The 25,342-nt window shown below is 70.7% G+C and carries 22 protein-coding genes and 1 riboswitch; of the genes, 9 read left to right on the top strand and 13 right to left on the bottom strand.

Annotated features, from left to right (window positions below; translation table 11 throughout):
* Positions 1-37 precede the first annotated feature (37 nt).
* Together AB6V29_RS09680 and AB6V29_RS09685 are read right to left on the bottom strand one after the other, a co-directional pair.
* Complete coding sequence (locus AB6V29_RS09680; protein ID WP_369358315.1) at positions 38-1,402, bottom strand: FAD-binding oxidoreductase; 1,365 nt, start codon at positions 1,400-1,402, stop codon at positions 38-40.
* On the bottom strand, positions 1,399-1,785 hold the full coding sequence (locus tag AB6V29_RS09685) for a YrdB family protein (RefSeq protein WP_267786283.1): 387 nt from the start codon (positions 1,783-1,785) through the stop codon (positions 1,399-1,401). The genes AB6V29_RS09680 and AB6V29_RS09685 overlap by 4 nt, the downstream gene beginning before the upstream one ends.
* A 138-nt stretch (positions 1,786-1,923) precedes the next feature.
* Positions 1,924-2,009, top strand: a riboswitch (ZMP/ZTP riboswitch).
* A 57-nt stretch (positions 2,010-2,066) separates the two neighbouring features.
* Between AB6V29_RS09685 and glyA the strand changes: the two genes are divergently transcribed.
* The 3 genes from glyA (at position 2,067) to AB6V29_RS09700 (ending at position 5,273) form a co-directional block, all read left to right on the top strand.
* The gene (gene glyA, locus AB6V29_RS09690) at positions 2,067-3,341 is read left to right on the top strand and encodes a serine hydroxymethyltransferase (protein WP_210072199.1); all 1,275 of its coding nucleotides are present in this window, start codon (positions 2,067-2,069) and stop codon (positions 3,339-3,341) included.
* Between the two features lie 489 nt (positions 3,342-3,830).
* Complete coding sequence (locus AB6V29_RS09695) at positions 3,831-4,715, top strand: bifunctional methylenetetrahydrofolate dehydrogenase/methenyltetrahydrofolate cyclohydrolase (RefSeq protein WP_210072198.1); 885 nt, start codon at positions 3,831-3,833, stop codon at positions 4,713-4,715.
* Between the two features lie 90 nt (positions 4,716-4,805).
* Positions 4,806-5,273: a cytochrome C5 gene (locus tag AB6V29_RS09700; protein ID WP_369358317.1), complete on the top strand. Its 468-nt coding sequence runs from the start codon at positions 4,806-4,808 to the stop codon at positions 5,271-5,273.
* Positions 5,274-5,339: 66 nt separating this feature from the next.
* On the opposite strand, the gene hxlA is transcribed toward AB6V29_RS09700, so the two are convergent.
* Both hxlA and hxlB read right to left on the bottom strand, forming a co-directional pair.
* Positions 5,340-5,963: a 3-hexulose-6-phosphate synthase gene (gene hxlA / locus AB6V29_RS09705; protein WP_210072196.1), complete on the bottom strand. Its 624-nt coding sequence runs from the start codon at positions 5,961-5,963 to the stop codon at positions 5,340-5,342.
* Between the two features lie 29 nt (positions 5,964-5,992).
* Positions 5,993-6,571, bottom strand: a complete 579-nt coding sequence (gene hxlB, locus AB6V29_RS09710) for a 6-phospho-3-hexuloisomerase (RefSeq protein ID WP_307315386.1) — start codon at positions 6,569-6,571, stop codon at positions 5,993-5,995.
* A 100-nt stretch (positions 6,572-6,671) separates the two neighbouring features.
* On the opposite strand from hxlB, the gene AB6V29_RS09715 reads away from it, so the two are divergent.
* Complete coding sequence (locus AB6V29_RS09715; protein ID WP_210072194.1) at positions 6,672-7,511, top strand: LuxR C-terminal-related transcriptional regulator; 840 nt, start codon at positions 6,672-6,674, stop codon at positions 7,509-7,511.
* Positions 7,512-7,529: 18 nt separating this feature from the next.
* Here the strand turns inward: AB6V29_RS09715 and AB6V29_RS09720 are convergent, their stop codons facing one another.
* Genes AB6V29_RS09720 through AB6V29_RS09745 form a run of 6 tightly spaced genes read right to left on the bottom strand, consistent with a single transcriptional unit; the run spans position 7,530 to position 14,114 of the window.
* On the bottom strand, positions 7,530-8,336 hold the full coding sequence (locus tag AB6V29_RS09720; RefSeq protein ID WP_267786288.1) for an HpcH/HpaI aldolase/citrate lyase family protein: 807 nt from the start codon (positions 8,334-8,336) through the stop codon (positions 7,530-7,532).
* Positions 8,321-9,106: a fumarylacetoacetate hydrolase family protein gene (locus AB6V29_RS09725; RefSeq protein WP_369358321.1), complete on the bottom strand. Its 786-nt coding sequence runs from the start codon at positions 9,104-9,106 to the stop codon at positions 8,321-8,323. The genes AB6V29_RS09720 and AB6V29_RS09725 overlap by 16 nt, the downstream gene beginning before the upstream one ends.
* Before the next feature lies 1 nt (position 9,107).
* Complete coding sequence (hpaD, locus tag AB6V29_RS09730) at positions 9,108-10,265, bottom strand: 3,4-dihydroxyphenylacetate 2,3-dioxygenase (RefSeq protein ID WP_307315394.1); 1,158 nt, start codon at positions 10,263-10,265, stop codon at positions 9,108-9,110.
* A gap of 55 nt (positions 10,266-10,320) precedes the next feature.
* Entirely contained in the window at positions 10,321-11,829 is a 1,509-nt protein-coding gene (hpaE, locus tag AB6V29_RS09735; RefSeq protein WP_267786290.1) for a 5-carboxymethyl-2-hydroxymuconate semialdehyde dehydrogenase, read from the bottom strand.
* Between the two features lie 45 nt (positions 11,830-11,874).
* Positions 11,875-12,567, bottom strand: coding sequence for a GntR family transcriptional regulator (locus tag AB6V29_RS09740; RefSeq protein ID WP_307459009.1), 693 nt, complete (start codon positions 12,565-12,567; stop codon positions 11,875-11,877).
* Positions 12,567-14,114: a fumarylacetoacetate hydrolase family protein gene (locus tag AB6V29_RS09745; protein ID WP_369358325.1), complete on the bottom strand. Its 1,548-nt coding sequence runs from the start codon at positions 14,112-14,114 to the stop codon at positions 12,567-12,569. The genes AB6V29_RS09740 and AB6V29_RS09745 overlap by 1 nt, the downstream gene beginning before the upstream one ends.
* A gap of 122 nt (positions 14,115-14,236) precedes the next feature.
* On the opposite strand from AB6V29_RS09745, the gene AB6V29_RS09750 reads away from it, so the two are divergent.
* Entirely contained in the window at positions 14,237-15,628 is a 1,392-nt protein-coding gene (locus AB6V29_RS09750; protein WP_369358327.1) for an MFS transporter, read from the top strand.
* Between the two features lie 256 nt (positions 15,629-15,884).
* On the opposite strand, the gene AB6V29_RS09755 is transcribed toward AB6V29_RS09750, so the two are convergent.
* Positions 15,885-17,543, bottom strand: a complete 1,659-nt coding sequence (locus AB6V29_RS09755; RefSeq protein WP_369358329.1) for a thiamine pyrophosphate-binding protein — start codon at positions 17,541-17,543, stop codon at positions 15,885-15,887.
* A gap of 221 nt (positions 17,544-17,764) precedes the next feature.
* Here AB6V29_RS09755 and AB6V29_RS09760 point away from each other — a divergent pair, with 221 nt between their 5' ends.
* Both AB6V29_RS09760 and AB6V29_RS09765 read left to right on the top strand, forming a co-directional pair.
* Positions 17,765-18,352, top strand: coding sequence for a TetR/AcrR family transcriptional regulator (locus AB6V29_RS09760; RefSeq protein ID WP_210072185.1), 588 nt, complete (start codon positions 17,765-17,767; stop codon positions 18,350-18,352).
* Position 18,353: 1 nt separating this feature from the next.
* On the top strand, positions 18,354-18,995 hold the full coding sequence (locus AB6V29_RS09765; RefSeq protein ID WP_267786295.1) for a zinc ribbon domain-containing protein: 642 nt from the start codon (positions 18,354-18,356) through the stop codon (positions 18,993-18,995).
* Positions 18,996-18,999: 4 nt separating this feature from the next.
* Here AB6V29_RS09765 and AB6V29_RS09770 read toward each other — a convergent pair whose 3' ends face one another.
* Positions 19,000-19,704, bottom strand: a complete 705-nt coding sequence (locus AB6V29_RS09770) for an IclR family transcriptional regulator (RefSeq protein ID WP_307459025.1) — start codon at positions 19,702-19,704, stop codon at positions 19,000-19,002.
* 97 nt (positions 19,705-19,801) lie between these two features.
* On the opposite strand from AB6V29_RS09770, the gene AB6V29_RS09775 reads away from it, so the two are divergent.
* Both AB6V29_RS09775 and AB6V29_RS09780 read left to right on the top strand, forming a co-directional pair.
* On the top strand, positions 19,802-21,646 hold the full coding sequence (locus tag AB6V29_RS09775) for an FAD-dependent monooxygenase (protein ID WP_369358334.1): 1,845 nt from the start codon (positions 19,802-19,804) through the stop codon (positions 21,644-21,646).
* A 492-nt stretch (positions 21,647-22,138) separates the two neighbouring features.
* Complete coding sequence (locus AB6V29_RS09780) at positions 22,139-23,611, top strand: NAD-dependent succinate-semialdehyde dehydrogenase (protein ID WP_267786299.1); 1,473 nt, start codon at positions 22,139-22,141, stop codon at positions 23,609-23,611.
* Positions 23,612-23,795: 184 nt separating this feature from the next.
* On the opposite strand, the gene AB6V29_RS09785 is transcribed toward AB6V29_RS09780, so the two are convergent.
* Positions 23,796-25,235 carry an XRE family transcriptional regulator gene (locus tag AB6V29_RS09785; RefSeq protein WP_267786300.1) on the bottom strand — a complete coding sequence of 480 codons (1,440 nt, stop codon included), beginning with the start codon at positions 25,233-25,235 and terminating at the stop codon, positions 23,796-23,798.
* Positions 25,236-25,342: the final 107 nt, after the last annotated feature.

Genomic DNA, 25,342 nt, shown 5'->3' on the forward strand with positions numbered 1-25,342 from the left:
CACGGTCTGATCACGTCGCCTGCGCCTCAGGCGGACGTCAGAGGCCGAAGACCTTCCCCGGGTTCAGGATGCCGAGCGGGTCGAACACTCGCGCGATGTCGCGCTGCAGGGCCCACTGGTCGTCGCCGAGCTCGTCGATCAACCAGCGGCGCTTCAGCACGCCGATCCCATGCTCGCCGGTGAGGGTTCCGCCGAGCGCGAGTGCGGCGCGGAACAGTTCCTCGGCCGCCTCCCACACCACCGGCGGCACCTCGGGACCCTCGAACACGAAGTTCGGGTGCAGGTTACCGTCGCCGGCGTGCGCGACCGCGGGAATGACCAGACCGAACTGCCGTTCGATCCGCGCGATCTCGTCGAACATGTCGGGCAGAGCGCTGCGCGGCACCGAGACGTCTTCGATGAGGGTGGTGCCGAGCGTCTCCATCGCGGGGTGCATGGCGCGGCGGACGGCCAGGAGCGCCTCGCCCTCGGCGGCGTCCGCCGCCACGGCGACGGCGCCGCCCGCCTCGCGGAGAACCTCGGCGATCTCGGCCGCCTCGTCGGCGGCGACCGGGCCGTCGGTCTGGATGGTCAGCTGCGCGGCGCCCTCGGGAGGAGCGGGCAGGGACAGCAGGCGATGCGCGGCGGCGAGGCTGGTGGCATCCATCAACTCCATGATCGCGGGCTGCACTCCCGAGGCCGTGACCGCGGCGGACGCGACGGCGGCGGCGCGGACACCGTCGAACAGCGCGGTGAGAGTGACGCGTTCGCCCTCGACGAGGCGGCGGAGCTTGAGGGTGGCGCCCACGACGACCCCGAGGGTCCCCTCCGAGCCGATGACGAGCGAGGTGAGGTCGAGGCCGGTCACGCCCTTGACGCTGCGGTGACCGAAACGCATGAGGCGTCCGTCGGCGAGGACGACGTCGACGCCGAGCACCGCATCGCGCACGACGCCGTACTTCGCGCACAGGAGTCCGCCGGCGCCGGTGGCGATGTTGCCGCCGACGGTCGAGATCTCGCGGCTCGCCGGATCGGGTGCCCACCACACGCCGTGCGGTTCCAGTCGCGTGTTGAGCTCGGCGTTCAGGATGCCGGGTTCGACCACGGCTAAGAGGTCGTCGGGGCGGACCTCGAGCACACGGTCCATACCGCGCACCGAGAGGCTGATCTCGCCACCGCCGGTGTTCGCTCCGCCGGCGAGACCCGTGCCGGCTCCGCGGGGGACGACGGGGGTGCGGGTGGCGGTGGCGATCCGCATCACCGCCTGGACATCGGCGACGGATGCCGCGTGCACGACGGCGAGGGGCAGGCCCTCGGCGGCGTGGCCCGACTTGTCGGCGCGGGCCGCCTCGAGGGCGGCGGGGTCCGTGTCGACGCGCGCGCCGAGCTCGGCCCGGAGCAGCGCGACGACCTCGGCGGTCATGCCAGGCGCCGTCGCCCGTTCAGCGCGCCGAGGACGACGGCGACGATCGCGAAGACCAGGCCGATCCAGGCTTGACCCATGCTCCACCACGCGACGGTGGCGGCGGCGTAGACGAACAGCTCGACGAGCGCGCGCACGAAGGGGTGCACGGCGAGCACGGCCCGCGGTGAGACGAACAGCGCCCACACCAGGATCGCCAGGGCCGGGGCGCCGATGCCGGCGACGATGTTCCACGGGAACGGCCACGCCAGGAAGCCCCAGATGGCGAGGGTCACGAAGGCGAACAGGCCGCAGATGACACTGCCGATCTCCAGCGCCGACGGCCGGGGGCGCATGCCGGGAGCGAGAGGCGCCTGGGCGCGGACGTTGCGGGAGTCGGTCACTCCGCCATTTTACGCGGGCCTCGGAGCCCGGCATCCGCGATGCCTCGGCGTCGAGTGGACCGCGCGCTCCGAGATCTCCCTGTGGAGGAACGGTGGATGCCGAGATGCGTGGGGCGGCGGCGGGTTTACCCGCTAAAGTGGCACCGTCGCGACTGGCGTTGAGGTGGGGAACCACCGGGGAGCGACCGCTTGACGGTATTCGACCGCACGCCTGGGTCGGTGCGGTATCTACGCGGGCTCGCCGAGCCCGCGGCATCCGGAACCATCGTCAAGGAGATCGCATGACCGATCCGTACTTCAACGCCCCTCTCTCGGAGGTCGACCCCGAGATCGCCGAGGTCCTCGAGCGCGAGCTCAACCGCCAGCGCGGCTTCCTCGAGATGATCGCGTCCGAGAACTTCGTTCCCGTCTCGGTGCTGCAGTCGCAGGGCTCGGTGCTGACCAACAAGTACGCCGAGGGCTACCCCGGTCGCCGGTACTACGGCGGTTGCGAAGAGGTCGACGTCGCCGAGTCGCTCGCGATCGAGCGGGCGAAGACCCTGTTCGGCGCCGAGTTCGCCAACGTCCAGCCGCACTCCGGTGCGTCGGCCAACGCCGCCGTGCTGCACGCGATCGCCCGCCCCGGCGACACGCTGCTCGGTCTCGCCCTCGACCAGGGCGGTCACCTGACCCACGGCATGAAGATCAACTTCTCGGGTCGTCTGTACGACATCGTCGCCTACGGCGTCGACCCCGAGACCTCGATCATCGACATGGACGAGGTGCGCCGCCTCGCCGTCGAGCACAAGCCGAAGGTCATCATCGCCGGCTGGTCGGCATACCCCCGTCAGCTCGACTTCGCCGCCTTCCGCGCGATCGCCGACGAGGTGGGCGCGCTGCTGTGGGTCGACATGGCGCACTTCGCCGGTCTCGTCGCCGCGGGCGTGCACCCCTCGCCGATCCCGCACGCGCACGTCGTCTCGACCACCGTGCACAAGACGATCGGCGGCCCCCGTTCGGGCCTCATCCTCACCAACGACGAGGCCCTCGCGAAGAAGATCAACACCGCGGTCTTCCCGGGCCAGCAGGGCGGCCCGCTCATGCACGTCATCGCCGCCAAGGCGACGGCGTTCAAGCTGGCTCTCACGCCGGAGTTCAAGGAGCGCCAGGAGCGCACCCTGCGCGGTGCCTCGATCCTCGCCGACCGCCTCACCCAGGACGACGTCAAGAACGCCGGCATCGCCGTGCGCTCGGGCGGCACCGACGTGCACCTCGTGCTCGTGGACCTGCGCGAAGCCGAGATCGACGGCAAGCAGGCCGAAGACCTGCTGCACGACATCCACATCACCGTGAACCGCAACGCCGTGCCGAACGACCCGCGCCCGCCGATGGTGACGTCGGGCCTGCGCATCGGGACCCCGGCGCTCGCGACCCGCGGCTTCGGCGACGCCGAGTTCACCGAGGTGGCCGACATCATCGCGCTCGCGTTGATCCCCGGCGCCGACGTCGAGGCCCTGCGCGCACGCGTCGCGAAGCTGGCCGACGCCTTCCCGCTCTACCCCGACCTGCAGCAGTGAGCCCGGCCGGGGCGGGCGTCGCGCGTGCGGCCCCGTCCCGGTACCCGGTCCCCGCGTCCGCGCGGGGTCTCGGTGCCCGGTACCCGCGTCCGCGCCGGGTCTCGGTGCCCGGCCCCCGCGCCCGCGCGGGGTCTCGGTGCCCGGTCCCCGCGTCCGCGCGGGGTCTCGGCATCCGCCCCGTCCGGTCGCCCCGGGGCGCCGAGCCCGGCCCGTGCACTCCACGCAGAAACGCGATCCGCGCACGCAAACGCGGGGAGAACGCGTTTCTGCGACTGGATAGCGTTTATGCGTGACAGCGGATGGCCCCGGTCCGGGCACCCGCCGCGGCGTCCCTGCGGCGCCGGATCGCTGCCCGCCCGCCCCACCCCACGCAGAAACGCAATTCGCGCACATAAACGCGAGGAGAGCGCGTTTCTGCGACCAGACAGCGTTTATGCGTGCGACACCTCACCCGCACGACCCCGATCGATACCCAGGAAGAGGAATGCCATGACGGCGACGATTCTCGACGGAAAGGCCGCGTCGGCGGCGATCAAGGCGGAGCTGGCCGAGCGTGTCGCCGCTCTGCGCGAGCGAGGCATCGTGCCCGGCATCGCCACCGTGCTCGTGGGCGCGGATCCCGCGTCGCAGCTGTACGTCGGCATGAAGCACAAGCAGTCCGAGGCGATCGGCATGAACTCGATCCAGGTGGAGCTGCCCGCCGAGGCGACGCAGCGAGAGGTCGAGGCCGTCATCGACCGCCTCAACGCCGATCCCGCCTGCCACGGCTACATCGTGCAGCTGCCGCTGCCGAAGCACCTCGACACCGACGCGATCCTGGAGCGGATCGACCCGGCGAAGGATGCCGACGGCCTGCACCCCACCAACCTCGGGCGTCTCGTGCTCAACGTCAACGCGCCGATCCTCACGCCGCTTCCGTGCACGCCGCGCGGGGTCATCGAGCTGCTGCTGCGCAACGACTACGACCTGAAGGGCAAAGAGGTCGTCGTCGTGGGTCGAGGTGTCACCATCGGTCGCTCGATCGGCCTGCTGCTCACGCGCCGTGAGATCAACGCCACCGTGACCCTCACCCACACCGGCACCGCCGACCTCGCCAAGCACCTGCGCGAGGCCGACGTCATCGTCGCCGCCGCGGGCGTGAAGCACATCGTGCGTGCCGCCGACGTCAAACCCGGCGCCGCGGTGCTCGACGTGGGCGTCACGCGCGAGACCGACCCCGAGACCGGCAAGTCGCGCGTGTACGGCGACGTGCACCCCGACGTCGCCGAGGTCGCCGGCTTCGTCTCACCCAACCCGGGCGGAGTCGGCCCCATGACGGTCGCCCTGCTGATGACCAACGTCGTCGAGGCCGCGGAGCGCGCCACCGCCGTCTGATGGTGAACCGCGGCATGCCGCCGGTTGAACAGACGGAGCGTCGCACGCAATGGGGAGGCGCGAGCGCGACCGACGTGGCAAGGTTTTCTCATGACTGAGTCTGTGCTGAACGACCTCCTCCGCCGCGTCACCGAGAGCGGCCTGCTCGAAGACGCCCAGATCGACGAAGACAGCGTCATCGGTTCCGGACACCTGGATGCCGCCGGCGTCGAGGTGGAGGTCGACCTCGACCCCGAGCTCGACGAGGACGAAGAGCCCGATCTCGACGCGATCATGAGCAACCTGAAGGACGTGCTCTCGGTCGGCGAGGAGCGCTGGCGCGCGATCGTCGAGGAGATCTCGAGCGACATCGAGGACGCGCTCGACGATGACGAGCTCGACACCGATGTGGACCTGCGCACCGACCTCGAGGCGATCGGCGTGGGCGTCTTCGCCGACGCGATCATCGTCGTGTTCGCTGGGCAGACCTCGTTCCCCGACGCCCTCGTGCACGTGCAGCTCACCCCCGAGCTCGAGGTCGAGGACATCGAGATCATCGGTGACGACGACGAGGAGTGATCCTTCCCACGTCAGAGAGGGACCGGGCCGTTTCGGCCCGGTCCCTCTCTCGTTGAGGCCCTGCGATCAGACGATCGCGGCGCGCAGCGCGGCCGCCGCGGCACCCACGTCGGGGGCGCTGTAGATCGCGCTCCCGGCGACGGCGACCTGGGCGCCCGACTTCTGCACGTCGGCGATGCTCGAGGTGTTGACGCCTCCGGCGACGGAGAACGGCACACCGGCCGCCTCGCCGTCGCGCAGCAGCGTGCTGAAGGTAAAGCCTTCCTCGGCCTGCTCGTCGAGGCCGGCGTGCATCTCGACGAACTCGGCGCCGAGGGCCACGACCTCCTTGGCGCGGGCGGGCTTGTCGGCGACGCCGATGAGGTCGACGACCACGCCCTTGCCGTGCTTCTTGGCGGCCTTGACGGCGCCGGCGATCGTGCTGTCGCCGGCCGAGCCGAGGACGGTGACGAGGTCGGCACCGGCGCTGAAGGCGATGTCGGCCTCGAGCTCGCCGGCATCCATCGTCTTGAGGTCGGCGAAGACGATCTTGTCGGGGTGCGCGCGCTTGATCGCGGTGATGGCGGAGAGGCCCTCGCTCTTGATGAGCGGGGTGCCGAGCTCGAGGATGTCGACGTGCGGCGCCGCGGCGGCGGCGAGGTCGAGGGCGGCTTCGGTGGACAGGGTGTCCATGGCGAACTGCAGCTTCATGAGGGGGTCCTTCTTCTCTGCGGGGTGGGTCATTCGAGGTTGGCGTGGCGCGGCCAGATCTCATCGGCCGAGAGGCCCGAGCGGTGCCAGAGGGCGTCGAAGATCGCGTCTCCCACGAGCACGACGGCCTGCTCGAAGAGGCTGCCCGCGTACTGGGTCGAGGCGGCCTCGGAGCGGTCGAGCTTGGCGGCGGCGGGAACGGTGACGAGGGCGTCGGCGGCGCGCCCCAGCGGCGAGTCGGGCGCGGTGGTGATCGCGACGACGCGGGCGCCGACATCGGCCGCGGTCTCTGCCGCGCGGACGATGCCTCCGGTGGTGCCCGAGCCGCTGGCGGTCAGCAGGGCGTCCTTCGCGCCGATCGCGGGTGTCGTGGTCTCGCCGACGACGTGCACCTCGAGGCCGAGGTGCATCAGGCGCATCGCCGTCATGCGCAGCGCGAGGCCCGAGCGCCCCGCGCCGAGGACGAAGACACGATCCACCTCGGTGAGCACGTCGAGCACGTCGTCGAGGTCGCCGGGCTCCGAGACGAGGCGGTCGACGACGGATGCCAGCTCCCCGGCGATGCGCGAGAGGGAGGACTCGACGGTGGCGTCGTCGCGGGACATCATGACCCCATGCTGCGCCGGTGCGGACGCCGCACGGGCCGGTCGACCGCAGGGGGCCACCTACCCGAATGGGTAGGTGCACGCCGTGGTCTAGGTTGAACACGTGACGTCCGTACCCGCCCTCGCCTCCCCGGCATCCCGCGCGCTCGTCACCGAGCACGAACGCATCGTCGCCGAACAGGCCGATCGGCACGCGGTCACGCTCGAGTCCGTGCTCGCGGTCCTGCGCTCATCGCGGCTCGACGACCGCGCGGCCCGGACCCTCGCCACCGAGACCGCGGCCGCGGCTCTGGTGGTGCTGCGCACCTCGACCGACCAGCAGCACGGCGTTCTGCTCGAGCCGGTCACCGGTGCCTTCGCGCGCCTACGCAGCGACCTGCGTCCGCTCGTGCGCCACGGCGACCTCGACGTGCAGTTCGTCGAGCCGCCGACCACCGGGCGCGCCCTTCCCGGTGAGGTCGCGCACGAAGCGCGCGCGATCGTCCGCAGCGCGGTACTGGCCCTGCTCGACCGTGGAGCGCCGCACCGCGTGCGCATCCAGTGGGATTGCGACGGCCTGAACCTGCTCATCGGTATCCGCGACGACGGCGAGGGGCGGCTGACCGCGCACGACGATTCGTTGCGCCCGATCGTCGAACGGGTGAGCGCGCTGAACGGGGCCTTCGACGTCGCCTCGACGCCCGGGTGGGGCTCGGAGGTGTCGGTGCGGCTTCCTCTCGACCCGCCGGCGCGCCCCGAGTTCCTCGACGACGCGGTGGATCTGAGCCCGCGAGAGCGAGAAGTGCTCACGCTCGTCATCGTCGGCTCGCGCAACCGCGCCATCGCGACGCAGTTGGGGATCAGCGAGAACACCGTGAAGTTCCACGTGTCCAACCTGCTGCGCAAAGCCGGGGTCGCGACCCGGGCGGAACTCGTGGCGCTGGGTGCGTCTCGCGTTCCCTAGCCTCGCGCGGGGGAGCCGTCAGTAACTGTCGCGCTCGCCCGAGGCCACCCGCGCGGTGACGAACCGCGTAGCGAGCGCCTCGGAAGCCCGCGCGAGCAGGGCGACGTCCGCCCCGACGGCGACGAAGTCGGCGCCCGCGTCGAGGTAGGCCTCGGCCACCGCGGGGTCGAACGCGTTCACGCCGACCGGGGTTCCGGCATCCCGGGCCGCGGCGAACACGGCGTGCACGGCGGCGACCACGTCGGGGTGCGTCTGCTGTCCGAGAAGACCCATGGATGCCGAGAGGTCGGAGGGGCCGACGAAGACGGCATCCACCCCCTCGACGGCGGCGATATCTGCCGCGGCGGCGACGCCGTCGGTCGTCTCGATCTGCACGGTGAGCGAGACGTGCTCGGCGGCGTCGGCGAGGTACCCGTCGATCCGGTTCCAGCGCGCGCTGCGGGCCAAGGCGCTCCCGACCCCGCGAACCCCGGCGGGCGGATAGCGAGTGGCGGCGACCGCGGCGCGGGCCTCGTCGGCCGAGGACACCATCGGGACGATGAGGCTCTGCGCGCCGAGGTCGAGCACCTGTTTGATGACGACCGGGTCGTTCCACGGCACGCGGACGACGGGGGTCACCGGGTACGCGGCGCTCACCTGCAACAGCGCGAGCACGGTTTCAAGCGAGGTGGCGGAGTGCTCCATGTCGATCAGCAGCCAGTCCAGGCCCGAGCCCGCGGCGATCTCGGCGCTGACGGTGCTGCCCGAGCACACCCACATCCCCGCGAGAGGTCGATCGGACGCCGCGAGCGCGGCGCGGAACGTCGGGGTCAGACGAAGCGGCACGAGATCGTTCCCATCGGTCCGTAGTCGCAGAGGACGTCATCGCCCCGCGACACCCACATCGGGCGCGTGAACGATCCTGCCAGGATGATCTCGCCCGCCTCCAGGCGCGCGCCGTGCTGGGCGAACTTGTTCGCGAGCCAGGCGACGCCGGTAGCGGGATGGCCGAGGACACCGGCCGCGACCCCGGTCTCCTCGATCTCGCCGTTGCGGCTGAGCACGCCCGGCACCCACCGCAGGTCGATCTCGTCGGGGCGCCTGTGCACCTCGCCGAGCACCATGGCGCCGTAGGCCGCGTTGTCACTGATGGTGTCGACGATCGTGCGGCCCTCAAGCTCGATGTGCGAGTTGAGCACCTCGAGGGCCGGCACGGCGTAGTCGATCGCGGCCAGTGCGTCGTCGAGTGTGCAGTCGGGGCCCTCGAGTGGCTTCTTCAGCACGAAGGCGAGTTCGACCTCGATACGCACGTTCGAGAAGTGATCCACGGGGATCTCGGCCCCCGAGCGGTACACGGTGTCGTCGAACATCACGCCGTAGTCGGGCTCGGTGATGCCGGTCGCCTGCTGCATGGCCTCCGACGTCAGCCCGATTTTGCGCCCCACGAGGGTGCGACCCGCGGCGAGCTGCGTATCGCGCCAGCGGCCCTGGATCCGGTACGAGTCGTCGACGGTGGCATCCGGGTACCTCGCCGTGATGCGCGGAATGACCGCGTGCGTGCGGTCGGCCTCGGCGAGCTCGGCCGCGATGGCGTCGATCTGTGCGTCGGTGAGCATGTCAGAGCTGGTTGCCGAGCTTGAACTCGGCGGAGGGGGCGGATGCCGATTCCTCCGGCGCGCGGGTGTAGCTGAAACCGTCGGCGCCGATGGTGACGGCCATCTCGCTGGAGTGTTCGCGCGCGCGGACCGGCTGGGGGTTGCCGTCGAGGTCGAGCACGAGCGAGCCGTCGGTGTACCAGCTGGGGACCACCGGGTTGCCCCACCAGTCGCGGCGCTGATTGTCGTGCACGTCCCACGTGATGACCGGGTTGTCGGGGTCGCCGGTGTAGTAGTCCTGCGTGTAGATCTCGACGCGGTGCCCGTCGGGGTCGCGCAGGTACAGGTAGAACGCGTTCGAGACGCCGTGGCGGCCGGGACCGCGCTCGATGGCATCCGAGCGGCGGAGCGCGCCGAGCTTGTCGCAGATGGCGAGGATGTTGTGCTTCTCGTGCGTCGCGAAGCAGACGTGGTGCATGCGGGGGCCGTCGCCGCCGGTCATGGCGGTGTCGTGCACGGTGGGCTTGCGGCGCATCCATGCGGCGTAGACCGTGCCCTCCTCGTCTTGGATGTCCTCGGTCACGCGGAAGCCCAGCGACTGCATGAAGTTCACCGCGCGGGGGACGTCGGGCGTGATCTGGTTGAAGTGGTCGAGGCGGACGAGCTCACCGGGGGAGTGCAGGTCGTAGCGCCACGAGAGGCGCTCCTGGTGCTCGGTGTCGAAGAAGAACTCGTAGGGGAATCCGAGGGGGTCGACCACGCGCACCGAATCGCCGATGCCCTCGGTGAACCCGCCCGGCTCGCGGCGGACGTCGCAGCCGAGCTCCTCGTAGAACGCCACCGCCTTGTCGAGATCTTCCGCCGACCGCACGCGATACGAGAACGCGGCGACCGCGGCCACGTCGCCCTGACGCAGCACGAGGTTGTGGTGGATGAACTCCTCGGTGGAGCGGAGGTAGATCGCCTCATCGTCCTCTGCGGTGACGTGCAGTCCCAGCACGTCGACGTAGAAGACCCGGGATGCCGCGAGATCGGTGACCACGAGCTCCATGTACGCGCAGCGCAGGATGTCGGGTGCGGGAGACGTGGGGGTGGGGATGGGATCGTCCGAGGCGATCGGGGCCTCCTGGGTCACCCAGAACCCGGAGGAGGTCTTCTCTTCTTCGGTGTGCTTCGTCATGGGGTCGCGTCCTTGCGTGTGTGTCTGCGTCTGCGTGCGCGGGTCGGGGTCTCGCTCAGTGGGCCGGGCTCGGAGCCTTGCCGAAGGTGGGGTTGTGGGCGGGCCCGAGGGTGATGTGCACCGCCTGCTGGTCGGTGTAGAAGTCGATCGAGCGGTAGCCGCCCTCGTGTCCGAGGCCCGAGGCCTTCACCCCGCCGAACGGGGTGCGCAGGTCGCGGACGTTGTTGGAGTTCAGCCACACCATGCCCGCCTCGACGTTCTGGGCGAACAGGTGCGCGCGCTTCAGGTCGTTGGTCCAGACGTAGGCGGCCAGGCCGTACTTCGTGTTATTCGCCAGAGCGAGGGCTTCTTCGTCGGTGTCGAAGGGCGTGATCGCGACGACGGGGCCGAAAATCTCCTCCTGGAAGATGCGCGCGTCGGGCGCGACGTCGGCGAACACCGTGGGCCGCACGAAGTTGCCCTCCGCGAACTCCTGCGGCCGGCCGCCGCCGGCGACGAGACGTCCCTCGCTCTTGCCGAGCTCGACGTACGACATGACCTTCTCGTAGTGCTCGGGGTGCACGAGCGCCCCGACCTCGGTCGCGGGGTCGTCGGGATAACCGACCTTCACGCGGTCGGCCTGCGCGGCGTAGCGCTCGACGAAGACGTCGTACACCGAGCGCTCGACGAGGATGCGGCTCCCCGCGGTGCAGCGCTCGCCGTTGAGCGAGAACACGCCGAAGATGGTCGCGTCGATCGCGGCATCCAGGTCGGCATCCGCGAAGACGATCGCCGGGCTCTTGCCCCCGAGCTCCATCGACAGACCCTTGAGGAACGGGGCGGCGTTGGCGAAGATCAGCTGGCCCGTGCTGCTCTCGCCGGTGAACGAGATGAGCGGCACGTCGGGGTGCTTCACCAGGGCATCGCCGGCGTCTTCGCCGAGGCCGTTGACGAGGTTGAACACGCCCTCGGGAAGCCCCGCCTCCTCGAAGATGCCCGCCCACAGCGACGCCGACAGGGGCGTGAACTCCGCGGGCTTGAGCACCACGGTGTTGCCGGTGGCCAGGGCGGGACCGAGCTTCCACGACTCGAGCATGAAGGGGGTGTTCCACGGCGTGATGAGGCCGGCGACGCCGATCGGCTTGCGATTGACGTAGTTGAGCTGGCGTCCGGGCACCTTGAAGGCGTCGTCGGTCTGCGCCACGATCAGGTCGGCGAAGAAGCGGAAGTTCTCGGCCGCGCGGCGGGCCTGGCCGAGCGCCTGCGTGATCGGGAGCCCCGAGTCGAACGACTCGAGCTCCGCGAGACGCTCGTCGCGCGATTCGACGAGGTCGGCGATGCGATGCAGCACGCGCGAACGCTCGCGGGGGAGCATGCGCGGCCAGGGGCCCTCGGCGAAGGCCGTGCGGGCGGCGGCGACCGCGAGGTCGATGTCGGCTTTCTTGCCGGCGGCGGCCGAGACGTAGGTCTGGTTGGTCACCGGGTCGAGCACGTCGAACGTGTCGCCGTCGACGGAGTCGACGAACCGGCCGCCGATGTAGTGCTGGATGCGCTCGGGCAGCTCGGCGGGGATACGGCGGGTCATTGATGCTCCTTCTTCGGAGGGGGCGGATGGCGATGGCATCCGGAATCAGAAAGCGGGCAGGCCGAGCACCTGGTCGGGGTGCTCGTGGATCATGTAGGCGTCGAGAGTCGCCGAGCGATGGCGTCGCGAGACCTTCTCGATCTCGGCGAGTGGGGCGCCGTTCTCGATCAGCACGAGGATGTTCTCGTGCTCGCGCACGGACTCGGCGGCGCGACCGGGCACGAAGCTGAAGGTGGAGTCGCGCAGGTGGCCGAGGCGCGCCCACTCGGCCTGCACGAGCTCGAGCATGCGCGGGTTGGCGCACTTGGCGAACAGGATCGCGTGGAACTCCTGGTTCAGCGCGGTGAAGGACCGCGGATCGAAGTGCTCGAGCGTCTCGACCATGAGCTCGTTGACTTGGCGCGCGCGTCGCACGTCGTCGGTGGTCAGCGCGCGGGCCGACAGCGCGGTCGCCGCGCCCTCGAGCAGGCTGAGCGCCTGCATGCTGAAGCGGTAGGCGGTGTCGTCGACCATCGAGACGCGGGCGCCGACGTTGCGCTCGAACATGACGAGCCCCTCGGCCTCGAGCTGACGGATCGCTTCGCGCACCGGCACGACGCTCATGTCGAGTTCTCCGGCGATCGAGCCGAGCACCAGCCGGTAGCCGGGGGTGAACTCCTGAGAGGCGATGCGGTCTTTGATCCACCGGTACGCCTGCTGCGACTTGCTCTGCGTGCGAGCCGAGGTGCTGGCATCCATCAGGCGTTCTTCTCGCTGTCGAAGCGGGCGCGCCAGGAGGCGTTCATCGGGAAGAGGCCCTCGACGGGATGACCGGATGCCACCTGGCGGGCGATCCAGGCATCTTCCTCTTCCTGTGCGAGGGCGGCGTCGGCCACCTCGTCGGCCAGGGCGGGCGGGATGACGATGACCCCGTCGCCGTCGCCCACGAGGATGTCGCCGGGCTCGACGGTGGTGCCGCCGCAGCCGACGGCCACGTCGGTCTCCCACGGCACGTGGCGCCTTCCGAGAACGGCGGGGTGGGGGCCCGCGGCGAAGACGGGGATTCCGACGGCGGCCACGGCCTCGGCGTCGCGGACGCCCCCGTCGGTGACGATCGCTGCGGCGCCGCGGGCGTGCGCGCGGAGGGCGAGGATGTCTCCGAGCGTCCCGGATCCGGTCTCACCGCGCGCCTCGATGACGATGACCTCGCCCGCCTCGACCGCGTCGAAGGCGCGCTTCTGCGCGTTCTGGCCGCCGCCGTGGGCCGCGAAGAGGTCTTCGCGGTGCGGGACGAACCGCAGGGTCCGGGCCGTGCCCACGAAGCGGCTGCCCGGGGCCAGCGGGTGCACCCCGTCGATGGTCACGTCGTTCAGGCCGCGCTTGCGCAGCTGCCCGCTGAGGGCGGCGACGGGGACGCGCGAGAGCTTGTCGCGCAGGGCGGGGGAGAGGGAGGGGGGCGTGGCGGTCACGAGAACAGGGGATTCGGCGGGGACAGGCTGATTCGCGGCGGATCGCCCTGTTCCGGTGGCATCCCCTGTTCCCGTGGCAGCTGCGGCTGCGGCCTCCGGCGACCCCCACGCCTCGGTGCGCTGGGTGTCGTCCGCCGCGGGCAGCGAGCCGATCGCGGCGTCGAACGCCCGGTCGCCCTGGACCACCGTGGTGCGGAGCTTCCCTGTCGAGAGGGCTCCGGCATCGACCTGCACCTCGACCACCTGGCCCGGCGTGACGACCGAGGATCCCGCGGGGGTGCCGGTCAGGACGACGTCTCCGGTCTCGAGGGTGAAGTGCTGCGAGAGGTCGGCGACGATCCGGGCGAGGGGGAAGATGAGGCCCGCGGTCGAGTCGTCTTGAACGAGCTCTCCGTCGACCCAGGTGCGCAGCCGCAGGTTCTCGGGGTCGACCTCGCGGGCATCGATGAGTGCGGGGCCGAGCGGCGTGTAGCCGTCGCCGCCCTTCGACCGGACGTTCGAGCCCTTGTCGTTGGCCCGGAGGTCGTAGAGGCCGAAGTCGTTCGCGGCGGTGACGGATGCCACGTGCGACCACGCGGCATCCGGAGTCACCCACCGTGCGGGCTCGCCGATGACGAGCGCGATCTCTCCCTCGAACGCCAAGAGCTCGGTGCCCGCGGGGCGCACGATCTCGGCCCCGGAGGGAGCGAGCGAGCTCGACGGCTTGAAGAAGTACGACGGGGCGGCCGGGCGACGGCCGCGCTGATCGGCGCGCGAGGCGTACGAGAGGTGGACGGCCACGATCTTGCCCGGGCGACCGCCGAGGGCGGTGAACCGGGGGTCGGTGCTGTCGGTCATGGATGCTCCCTTGCGTCGTATTCGAAATCGTATATGATCCGAAAGGCGGGGGCAAGCACGGCCCCGCCCCCCTCTCGACAGCGACGTCGCGGTCTCGACGATGACGTCAAAGGAGCCCACCCATGTCCACCGCATCTCCTCGCCCCTCGGACGGTTTCACGCCGACCGGCACCATCTCGACCTCCGGCGATCGCCGCCGCGTGGTCTTCGCCACCGTCGTCGGAACCACCGTCGAGTGGTACGACTTCTTCCTCTACGCCTCGGCGGCGGGTCTGGTCTTCGGCCAGCTCTTCTTCGCCCCGGCCGGACCCGGGGTCGCGCAGATCCTGTCGTTCCTCACCGTGGGGCTGAGCTTCCTCTTCCGCCCCCTCGGCGCCTTCCTCGCCGGCCACCTCGGCGACAAGTACGGCCGTCGGGTGGTGCTGATGATCACGCTGATCCTCATGGGCGCCTCGACGACCCTGATCGGAGTGCTTCCGACCTTCGACGTCATCGGCGTCGCGGCCCCCGTGCTGCTGATCCTGCTGCGTGTGCTGCAGGGCGTCTCGGCCGGAGGCGAGTGGGGCGGCGCGGTGCTCATGGCCGTCGAGCACGCCCCCAAGGCCAAGCGCAGCCTCTTCGGCGCCGCTCCGCAGCTCGGCGTTCCCCTGGGTCTGCTGCTGGCGAGCGGCATGCTCGCACTCATGGCGGTCATCGCCCCCGGCGACGCCTTCTTCGCGTGGGGCTGGCGCGTGCCGTTCCTGCTGTCGTTCGTGCTGATCCTCATCGGGTACTACGTGCGCCGGAAGGTCGAGGAGAGCCCGGTCTTCCTCGAGCTGGCCGAGCGCAAACAGAAGACGCGGATGCCGATCGTGCAGCTGTTCCGCAAGCACGCGCTGCTCGTGCTCATCGCCGCGCTCGTCTTCGCCGGCAACAACGCCGTGGGGTACATGACCACGGGCGGCTACATCCAGCGTTACGCCACGAACCCCGACGGCCCGGTGGGCCTCGCGACGGCCGACGTGCTGGGAGCCGTCACCATCTCGGCCGTGTCGTGGCTCGTCTTCACCTGGATCGGCGGGTGGATCGGTGACGTCATCGGTCGTCGCACCACCTACCTCATCGGGTGGGCGGCGCTGTTGGTCGGTGTCTTCCTGCTGTTCCCCCTGGTCAACACCGCGAGCATCGGCCTGCTGACCCTGGGGCTCGTGGTGCTGACCGTGGGCCTCGGCCTCACCTACGGGCCCCAGGCGGCGCTCTACGCCGAGCTGTTCCCGGCATCCATCCGCTTCTCGGGGGTGTCGATCTCGTACGCGCTCGGCGCGATCCTGGGCGGTGCGTTCGCCCCGACGATCGCCGAGGCGCTGGTGCGCGAGACGGGGTCGACCGCGTCGGTGACCTGGTACCTCGCGGGCATGGTGGTGCTCGGCGCGATCGCCACGCTGGTGCTCCGCGATCGCAGCGGCATCCCGCTGGGCCCCGACCACGAGGCCGAGCAGGCGGTCAGTCCGGTGCGGGGGCTCTCGAAGGTCTGAGTCCGTCCGGTTCGGCCCCGTCGCGCTCCGGTGCGGCGGGGCCTTCGGCATGGGGGAGGTGCCCGGCTCCCGGGTTCTGCGGGCGTACCGAACTCCTGAGATCCGGGCCGCCGCGGCTCAGGCAGCCGTTCTCCGGACCTCGCAGCCCGAGATGTTCAGGAGTTGGGTACGCGTCGGGGCGGGTGCCCGCCCCGGCTTCTCGCGGTCCGGTAGTCCCCGGACGCGCCGGATTGTCCGGAGGCCCGTACCCGCGCGCTCAGCGCGCCGCGATCTCTTCCCAGTACGGCGCTACGACCGCCGCGCTCACGCGGAGGTCCAGCAGCAGGAAGCCCCGCTCGGAGGCCGGGCGAGCGACCCAGGATGCCAGGGCCTCGAGGTCGCCGACCGACTCGACGACCACACCCTCGGCGCCGAACCCGCGCGCGACCGCGGCGAAGTCGACCTGGGGGATCAGCATGGGGTCGGGATGCAGGCCCTTCACCCCGTAGTTGAGGACCTCGGCGCCGTACTGCGCGTCGTTCCAGACCACCGCGATGCCGCGGCCGCCCGCGACCCGAACGGCGGTCTCGAGGTCGGCGAGGGCCATGAGCCCGCCGCCGTCGCCGGTGGTGAGCACGATCGTCGAGTCGGGGCGGGCGACGGCGGCGCCGGGGACGCTCGGGAAGCCGAGGCCGATCGACTGATACGCCGTTCCGACCATGATCATGCGGTCGGGCGAGGTCACCGGCCAATACATGTTCGACCAGCCGAGGAAGTGCCCGCCGTCCGAGACGATCACCCGGTCCTCGGGCAGGAGTTCCGCGATGCGGGCGGCGGCGGTGCGCGGGTCGAGGCGTCCGTCGGGGCCCGTGCCCTGGCCCTCGGGCTGTCGGCGGGCCGCGGCGAGGTCGAGGCCCCGGCCCCAGGTCGAGCCGGTCGCACCGCGCTGGTGCAGGCGTCGCGTGATCTCGGTCGCCACGTCGGCGGCATCCCCCCGCACGTATCCGCCGATGTTCGCGTGCGTCGCGGTCGGCGCGAGATCGACCTGGAAGACGCGCGTGCCGGGGGCGAAGAGCTCACCGAAGCGCATCGTGAACTGGTTCAGACCCGCGCCGAAGACGACGGCGACGTCGGCCTCGCGCACGAGCTCCATCGCACCGGGGGCGCCGAAGCCGCCGGCGACACCGAGGTCGCGCTCGGGGTCCGAGAACAGGCCGCGGCCCAGGGCGCTCGTGGTGGTCAGCGCCCCGGCGGTCTCGGCCAGGCCGTCGAGGGCCGCTCCTGCGCCGGCGAGCCACGCCCCGCGACCGCCGAGCAGCAGGGGGCGCTCGGCCGATGCCAACGCGTCGACGATCTGATCGATGACCGCGTCGGCGTAGGCGCCGAGCGGGGGGTGCTCGGGAGTGACCTGGGGCGCGGCGCCGGGGGCGTCGGCATCCGGGACCGGTCCCGCCTCGCGGGTCGCGACGTCGTAGGGGATGCCGAGCACGACGGGCAGGCGATAGGTCAGGGCGTGCTCGATCGCGATGACGATCGTGGCCGCGGCGTCGCGGTGACCGACCGTATAGGTGCGCGCGCCGACGGCGGCGGCGAGGGCAATCTGGTCGACGCCCCAGGGGCGCGGGCCCGAGGTCGGCTCGTCGCCGACGATCAGCACGAGAGGGGTGCGCGCCTGCACGGCCTCGGCCAACGCCGTGAGCGTGTTGGTGAAGCCGGCGCCGTACGTGGCGGTGGCGGCGGCCAGGCGCCCGCACGCGCGGTAGTGCGCGTCGGCGGCGACGACTCCCGCGGCCTCATGGCGCACGGCGACGAAGCGCGACGAGGTCTCGCGCCCGAGAGCATCGAGGAAGTAGGCGTTGCCGTTGCCCATGACGCCGAAGACGGTGTCGATGTGGCGGGCGAGGGTGTGCGCGACGTGCGCGGAGACGGTGGGCATGGCAGAGGAAGCCTTTCGAGACGGGACGGATGGTTGCCGTATGTGTCTCGCGGGTCCTCCGCTACGTGCCCTTTTTTCGAGCAGCGACGCACGGCCCCGTGCGCCTGACGGGATCGAGTATAGGGGCGCGGGGCGACCGCTCCCGTCACCGCGGAAGGATCCGCTGGCGCGGGCGGCGTCCCCCAGTATTATCAAGCGATAACCTCCCGGAAGGAGAACGGATGCCGAGCCCCCGCCGCCGTACCGCGCGCGACGACGAGCTGCTCACGGCATCCGTCCGGGCCTTCGCCGCTCGCGGGTACTTCGGCACCTCGACCGCTCAGGTCGCGAGCGAGATGGGGGTGTCGCAGCCCTACGTCATCCGCACCTTCGGGTCGAAGCTCGAGCTGTTCGTGCGCACGCACGCGCACGCCGGAGCGGAGATCACGCGTGTCTTCCGCGAAGCGACGGGCGAGGGCTTCGACCCGGACCGCTTGGGCGGTGCGTACCGCTCGCTCGTCCTGTCGCGACCGGACGCGGTTCTCGTCTGGGCGCACGCGTTCTCGGCCGCGACGGCGGAGCCCGAGATCGGTGTCGAGTCGCGTCGACAGTTCGACGAGGTCTATCGCACGCTGCGCGAGGCCGGCGCCTCCGACCTCGATCTGTGGGCCTTCATGGGCCGCGGAATGCTGATGAACAACCTGCTCCTCATGCAGGCTCCCGACTTCGGCGATCGATATGACTTCGGACCTCTCGTCGACCTCGTCTTCGGGCCGCGGCCCGAATCCCCCCACGGCGCCGACGGCGCCCCTCGCCTCGATCAGGAGTGACATGAGCGACCTCGTCCCGTTCACCGACAACTTCACCGACCTGTCCAACATGGACGGGTTCCAGTTCGAGTTCCGCTGCGAACGCTGCGGCAACGGCTACCGGTCGGCGTTCCGACCCGACCCGCGGGCCGCGGGACAGAAGCTCGCCCGCGGCATCGGAAACCTCTTCGGCGGGCCGGTGTCGCAGTTCGCGTCGATGGCCGACCGGTTCCTCGACCGCGGCACCAACTCGCCGGCGAAAGACGAGGCTCTCCGCGCCGCGACGGCGGAGATCGCGCCGCGCTTCCACCAGTGTCGGGGCTGCAGCGACTGGGTCTGCGGCGACGGCTGCTGGAACGACGGGGTGGGCCAGTGCGTGCGCTGCTCGCCGAACGCCACGGAAGAGCTCGCTCAGCTGCAGGCCGAGGCGCGACGCCGCCAGGTGCAGGAGCGGCTCGAAACCGTCGACCTGCTCGGCGGTGCCGATCTCAAGACGCAGGCCCGCCCGCGCTGCGGTGCGTGCGGCGCCCAGTCCCACGGCGGCAAGTTCTGCGGTGAGTGCGGCTCGCCGCTCGCGGTGGTCGCGTCGTGCGGTGGGTGCGGCTCCGAGAATCCCGCGGGTGCGCGCTTCTGTTCCTCGTGCGGGACCGGCCTGACGCGCTGATGTCCTAGAGCGCGCGGCGGATGGCCTCGGCCGCCGCCTGCAGTCGCGCGGCGATCTCCCCGTCGTCGCGGTCTGTCGCCACGTGCACCGCGGCGACGGCGGCGGGCTCGCGGCCCTGCACGCTGAGGGGCACGGCGACGGCGCGCAGGGTCGGGATCACCTCGTCGTGGCTGGTCGCCCAGCCGCGCTCGGCGGCATCGGCGACCTCGGCCGCCAGTCGGGCGTCGACGGCGTCGGGCCAGCGGCGCGGAGGCAGCAGCGCGAGGATCGCCCGCCCCGGGGCCCCTCGGGTGACCGGATGCCGCGTCCCCGGCCGCTGCGCGACGGTCGTCGTCGCGTGACGTGGTTCGACGCTCGTGAGGGTCACGCACTCGTCGTGGTCGAGCACGACGAGGAAGCACGTCATGCCCAGCTCGTTCGCCGCGGCCGTGAGCTCGGGCAGGGCCTCGGCCTGCAGGTCGGCGGCGACCCCCGCGGCGAGAGCCGCTAGGCCCGTTCCCAGGCGCACCGCGCCCGCGGCATCCCTCGTCACGAGTCCGTGGTCCTCGAGCGTGCGCAGGAGTCGATAGGCCACGGAGCGGTGAAGCCCGACGCGGGTGGCCAGGTCGTCGATCGTCAGCGGGGTGCGGGCGTCGGCGAGTTCTTCGAGCAGGCGGATGCCGCGGCTGAGCGTCTGCGAAGCGGGCGTTGCGTCTTGCCGCGATGACATGGCTCGACTAGCCTCTCGTTCGATACCGGAACGTCGTGTTCGAATATAGAACACTACGGTTCGGTGAGCAACCCCGACATCGACGTCAGGAGAAACAGTGCAGTTCCACCACCACGGTTACGTCTCGGGTGACCCGCGCGTGCAGAATGCCGCCGGGACCGGCATCGATCGGCCCGAATGTCTCCCCGACGAGGTCGACGTGCTCATCGTGGGCTCCGGTCCCGCCGGAATGCTGCTCGCGGCCCAGATGTCGCAGTTCCCGCAGCTCACGACCCGCCTGATCGAGAAGCGCGAGGGGCGACTGGCTCTCGGCCAAGCCGACGGCATCCAGCCCCGCAGCGTCGAGACCTTCCAGGCGTTCGGGTTCGCCGACCGCATCACCGCCGAGGCCTACAACATCGGCTGGATGAACTTCTGGGCGCCCGACCCCGAGAATCCCGAGCGCATCGTCCGCACCAGTCGCACCGAGGACTACGGCTACAAGATCAGCGAGTTCCCGCACCTCATCGTCAACCAGGCGCGCGTGCTCGACTACTTCGCCGAGGCGGCGGCTCAGGGCCCCGCGCGCATCGTTCCCGACTACGGCGTGGAGTTCCTCGGCCTCGAGGTGCAGGGCGACCACGTCGAGGTGCGCGTGCGCACGGACGAGGGGGAGCGCACGGTTCGGGCGAAGTACGTCGCCGGGTGCGACGGCGCGCGCAGCGGCGTCCGTCAGGCGATCGGCCGCACGCACGTCGGCGCGGCCTCCCGCCACGCCTGGGGCGTGATGGACGTCCTCGTCGAGACCGACTTCCCCGACTGGCGCATCAAGTGCGCGATCAACGCCGCGGCCGGCAACATTCTGCACATCCCGCGCGAGGGCGGCTACCTCAGCCGCATGTACATCGGCCTCGGCGAGGTCGCCGAGGACGACGACCACCGCGTGCGCCAGACGCCGATCGACGAGGTCATCCGGCGGGCGAACGAGATCCTGCACCCGTACTCGATCGATGTGAAGCAGGTCGCGTGGAGCAGCGTCTACGAGGTGGGCCACCGGGTGACCGACCAGTTCGTCGACGACCTGCAGAACCCGCGGGTTTTCCTGACGGGCGACGCCTGCCACACACACAGCGCGAAGGCCGGCCAGGGCATGAACGTCTCGATGCAGGACGGCTTCAACCTCGGCTGGAAGCTGGGTCACGTTCTCACCGGTCTCGCCCCCACCGAGTTGCTGCGCACCTACGACGCCGAGCGCCGCCCCGTCGCTCAGCAGCTCATCGACTTCGACCGCGAGTGGTCCTCGCTCATGGCCCGCAAGCCCGGCGAGATCACCGACCCCGACGAGCTCGCGACCTACTACCTCGCCACCGCGGAGTTCCCCTCGGGCTTCGGTACGCACTACGCCTCGTCGCGGATCGTCGCCGCCGACGCGGCCCAGGAGCTGGCATCCGGATTCCCCGTCGGAAAGCGCTTCCACAGCGTCGAGGTCGTGCGGGTGTGCGACGGCAACGCCGTGCACCTGGGCCACCACGCGAAAGCCGACGGGCGGTGGCGTCTGTATGCCTTCGCGGATGCCGAGGGCTCGGCGCTGCGGGAGTGGGCCGAGGCCGCGCGGGCCGTGGTCGAGCGATTCACCCCCGGAGGGGCCGACCCCGACGCGGTCTTCGACGTCAAGGTCGTGTTCCCGGGGCGTTGGGAGGACGTGGTCGAGGTCCCCTCGCTGTTTCGCCCCCGGTCGGGGCCGCTGGGTCTCACCGACCTCGAGAAGGTCTTCGCCGCCGCGCCCTCGGCCTGGACGACCAGCGACGTCTTCGCCGAGCGGGGCATCGGCGCTGCGGGGGCCGTGGTGCTCGTGCGCCCCGACCAGTACGTCGCGCAGGTGCTCGCGCTGGACGATGCGGCGGGGCTGGAGCGCTTCCTGGCGGGCGCGATGGCGGTGCCGATGGCCGCGGCATCGCGCTGACGCCCCGGCCCGGCATCCGCCCCACCCCACGCGGAAACGCGATCTCCGCGCAGAAACGCGAGCACCTCGCGTTTCCGCGTGCGGGAAGCGTTTCTGCGTGACCCCGGCGGTGCGCGGATGCTGGAGCGCCCGGATGCCGGAGCGCGGATGCCGCAGTCGCCCGGATGCCGGAGCCGCCCGGATGCCGGAGCGCGGATGCCGGAGTCGCCCGGATTTCGCAGCCCGGCGTCGTGAGGCATCCGCCCCACCCACGCAGAAACGCGATCCCCGCGCAGAAACGCGAGCACCTCGCGTTTCCGCGTGCGGGAAGCGTTTATGCGTGCGTGCAACGCCGGCCCGCCGGCCGTGCGCACACGAAACGAACATCCATACGGCGCACGGACTCGCCGTGACGGCGACCGCAACCACCCCCTTGTACGCCAGGTATATCGGCACGCGCCGGCGTGCTGAGAAGAATGGGCGGTATACCCCCGCCCCGATCCAGGAGGATTCATGACTGATTCGCGCGAGAGCGAGCTGCTGGCATCCGTGCCCACCGGTCTGCTGATCAACGGCGAGTGGCGCGCAGCCGAAGGCGGGAAGACCGTCGCGGTCAACGACCCCGCCACTGGCGAGGTCATCCGCGAGATCGCCGACGCGAGCGTCGACGACGGTGTCGCCGCGATGGATGCCGCGGCCGAGGCGTTCCCGTCGTGGGCGGCGACCCCGGCTCGTGAGCGTGCCGAGATCCTGCGCCGCGCCTTCGACCTGCTGCAGGAGCGCAAGGAAGACGTCGCGCTGCTGATGACCCTCGAGATGGGCAAGCCCCTCGCCGAGGCGCGCGGCGAGGTCGGCTACGGAGGGGAGTTCCTCCGCTGGTTCAGCGAGGTCACCGCGCACACCCAGGGTCGCTACGGCGCGAACCCCGAGGGCACCGGTCGCATGATCGTGACGCAGCACCCCGTGGGGCCCTGCTACCTGATCACCCCGTGGAACTTCCCCCTCGCGATGGCCACCCGCAAGATCGCGCCCGCGCTCGCCGCCGGGTGCACGGTCGTCATCAAGCCGGCCACCCTCACCCCGCTCACGACGCTGTTCTTCGCGCAGATCCTGCAAGACGCGGGGCTGCCCGCCGGTGTCGTCAACGTGGTCACGACCACGAACACCGGCCCCGTCTCCGAGCGCATCATCTCCGACCCGCGGCTGCGCAAGCTGTCGTTCACCGGCTCGACCCCGGTCGGCGTGAAGCTGCTGCAGCAGGCCGCACCCGGTGTGCTGCGCACCTCGATGGAGCTCGGCGGCAACGCGCCCTTCGTCGTGTTCGACGACGCCGACCTCGACAAGGCGGTCGAGGGGGCGATGCTCGCGAAGTTCCGCAACATCGGCCAGGCCTGCACCGCCGCGAACCGCTTCATCGTGCAGCGCTCGATCGTCGAGGAGTTCACCGCGCGGGTCACCGAGCGCGTGCGGGCGATGAGGATCGGCCGCGGCACCGAGGAGGGCGTGCAGATCGGCCCCCTCATCGACGACCGTGCCGTCGACAAGGCCAAGACCCTCGTGGGGGATGCCGTCGAGCGCGGAGCCACCGTCACCACCGGCGGCGCGCCCGTCGACGGCCCCGGCACCTTCTTCGAGCCGACCGTCGTGGCGGACGTGCAGCCCGGCAGCGACATCCTGCGTGAGGAGATCTTCGGACCGGTCCTCGCGATCGTCCCCTTCGACGACGAGGACGACGCCGTGCGCCTCGCCAACGACACCGAGTACGGCCTGGTCTCGTACGTCTTCACCGAGTCGCTTGCTCGCGGCCAGCGCATGATCGACAAGCTCGAGACGGGGATGATGGGCCTCAACGTCGGCGTCGTCTCCAACGCCGCCGCCCCCTTCGGCGGCTGGAAGCAGTCCGGCCTCGGTCGCGAGGGCGGCGACGAGGGCATCCACGAGTACCTGCAGACGAAGTACACGCTGACGGCGAACCCCTACGCCTGACGACACCGGATGCCGCGATCCCGGCGCCCCGCGAGGGCTCGGGGCCGTGGCATCCGTCGTTCTCGTCCCCTCGACCGCCCGAGACTCCTGAGTCTCCGGGGAGTGGAGCGCGGTGTGGGGTGATCTGCGGCGGTCCAGCCCTGTTCGTCAGGAGTTTGGCTCACCCGGACCCACCGAACGGTAATCAGCCGTTCGCGTGCCGATCCAGGAAAGCGAACACCTCGGCGTCGTCAACGCCCGGGAACATGCCGCGGGGCAGCGGCGAGAACATGTACTGGTGCACGCGGGCGCTCGGCCACGCCTTGCCCGACCAGCGCTCGGCGGCCTCCGTGTCGGGGCGACGGCAGCACGACTCGTCGGGGCAGTGCGAGATGCCGCGCTTCGTGGTCTCGCGTCCGCGGAACCAGCGCGCGTCGTCGAAGGGCACCCCGACGGTGATCGAGAAGTCGCCGCTCGACGTGCTCCCCGTCTGGGTCGAGCACCAGAAGGTTCCGGCCGGGGTGTCGGTGTACTGGTAGTGCTCGGTGGTGCGGTTGTGCTCGTCGAACGCCGACCTCGCCGAGAACTTCTTGCACACGATCTGCCCCTCGACCGACCCGGTGACGTCGGTGGGAAGGGGGAGGTCGTCGTTCTCGTAGACGCGCGAGATGGCGCCGTCTCCGTCGACGCGCATGAAGTGCAGGCGGATGCCGAGGTGCACCGTCATGAGATTCGTCATGCGCATGGCCGCGGCCTCGTGGGTCACGCCGAACGCGTCGCGGAAATCCTCGACGGCGAGGTTGCGGTCCTTCTTCGCCTGCGTGAGGAACGCGACGGCGCTCGTCTCGGGCATCAGGCAGCAGGCCGCGTAGTAGTTGATCTCGAGTCGCTGCTGCAGGAAGTCCGCGTAGTCGGTGGGTGGGCGATGCCCCAGCAGGCGATGTGCCATCGCCTGCAGCGCCATCGAGCGCAATCCGTGCCCCCCGGGGATCGAGGCGGGCGGGAGGTAGATGCGGCCGTTCTCGAGGTCGGTGACCGAACGGGCCGAGTGGGGCAGGTCGCTGACGTAGATGAGCTCGAAGCCCAGCTGCTCGGCCATGATGCTCACCGTGCGGTGGGTGAGCGCACCGGTGGAGTGCCCCGCGGCCTTGAGCTGCTTCTCGGCGAGCCGCTCGACCTCGGGTAGGTGGTTCGACATCTCGCGCATGCGCAGGCGCAGTTCGGTGTTGGCGCGGCGGGCTTCCTCGGGGCTCGCGATCGTCTCGCGCTCGCGGCGCTGCAGCTCGCGGTGCAGGCCCAGGACCGCTTCGATGGTGTCGTCGCTCGTGCCCTTGGTGACCTTGACGGGAGGGATGCCGAGCTGACGGAAGAACGGACTGGTCTGAGCCCGCTCGAGCTCGATCTCGAGCGCCGCCCGACGGTTCGGGGGTTCGCGGGAGAGCAGTTCGGTGACCTCGGTCTCGGTGGCGCGGGCGATCTCCTGGAGGAGAGAGAGCTTGGGCTCGCGTTTGCCGTTCTCGATGAGGCTCAGCTGGCTTCCGGCGACTCCGACCATCGCGCCGAGTTCGTCGAGCGTGTAGCCCCGCGCGAGGCGGTGGTGCCGGATGCGGTGACCCAGGGTCGTGAGCTCGAACGACGATGCCATTCCTTGACCATATCGAAAAATCGGCGATTCTTACCGCTCGAATTCTCGGAAAGAAGTTGTGACGACGCGCACCATGGAGGAAGACCACCGATTTCGCTCTCAACCGA

The sequence above is a fragment of the Microbacterium sp. 20-116 genome, assembly GCF_041079415.1.
Classification (GTDB): Bacteria; Actinomycetota; Actinomycetes; order Actinomycetales; family Microbacteriaceae; genus Microbacterium.

Bases quoted from the DNA above. Each gene is read 5' to 3' on its own strand.
- AB6V29_RS09680 (WP_369358315.1), bottom strand. From the start codon at position 1,402: ATGACCGCCGAGGTCGTCGCGCTGCTCCGGGCCGAGCTCGGCGCGCGC.
- AB6V29_RS09725 (WP_369358321.1), bottom strand. From the start codon at position 9,106: ATGCTCACCGACGCACAGATCGACGCCATCGCGGCCGAGCTCGCCGAG.
- AB6V29_RS09750 (WP_369358327.1), top strand. From the start codon at position 14,237: ATGTCCACCGCATCTCCTCGCCCCTCGGACGGTTTCACGCCGACCGGC.
- AB6V29_RS09765 (WP_267786295.1), top strand. From the start codon at position 18,354: ATGAGCGACCTCGTCCCGTTCACCGACAACTTCACCGACCTGTCCAAC.
- AB6V29_RS09740 (WP_307459009.1), bottom strand. From the start codon at position 12,567: ATGGATGCCAGCACCTCGGCTCGCACGCAGAGCAAGTCGCAGCAGGCG.
- AB6V29_RS09760 (WP_210072185.1), top strand. From the start codon at position 17,765: ATGCCGAGCCCCCGCCGCCGTACCGCGCGCGACGACGAGCTGCTCACG.
- AB6V29_RS09780 (WP_267786299.1), top strand. From the start codon at position 22,139: ATGACTGATTCGCGCGAGAGCGAGCTGCTGGCATCCGTGCCCACCGGT.
- hxlB (WP_307315386.1), bottom strand. From the start codon at position 6,571: ATGATGTCCCGCGACGACGCCACCGTCGAGTCCTCCCTCTCGCGCATC.
- AB6V29_RS09700 (WP_369358317.1), top strand. From the start codon at position 4,806: ATGACTGAGTCTGTGCTGAACGACCTCCTCCGCCGCGTCACCGAGAGC.
- AB6V29_RS09745 (WP_369358325.1), bottom strand. From the start codon at position 14,114: ATGACCGACAGCACCGACCCCCGGTTCACCGCCCTCGGCGGTCGCCCG.
- AB6V29_RS09755 (WP_369358329.1), bottom strand. From the start codon at position 17,543: ATGCCCACCGTCTCCGCGCACGTCGCGCACACCCTCGCCCGCCACATC.
- AB6V29_RS09785 (WP_267786300.1), bottom strand. From the start codon at position 25,235: ATGGCATCGTCGTTCGAGCTCACGACCCTGGGTCACCGCATCCGGCAC.
- hpaE (WP_267786290.1), bottom strand. From the start codon at position 11,829: ATGACCCGCCGTATCCCCGCCGAGCTGCCCGAGCGCATCCAGCACTAC.
- glyA (WP_210072199.1), top strand. From the start codon at position 2,067: ATGACCGATCCGTACTTCAACGCCCCTCTCTCGGAGGTCGACCCCGAG.
- AB6V29_RS09770 (WP_307459025.1), bottom strand. From the start codon at position 19,704: ATGTCATCGCGGCAAGACGCAACGCCCGCTTCGCAGACGCTCAGCCGC.
- AB6V29_RS09695 (WP_210072198.1), top strand. From the start codon at position 3,831: ATGACGGCGACGATTCTCGACGGAAAGGCCGCGTCGGCGGCGATCAAG.
- hxlA (WP_210072196.1), bottom strand. From the start codon at position 5,963: ATGAAGCTGCAGTTCGCCATGGACACCCTGTCCACCGAAGCCGCCCTC.
- hpaD (WP_307315394.1), bottom strand. From the start codon at position 10,265: ATGACGAAGCACACCGAAGAAGAGAAGACCTCCTCCGGGTTCTGGGTG.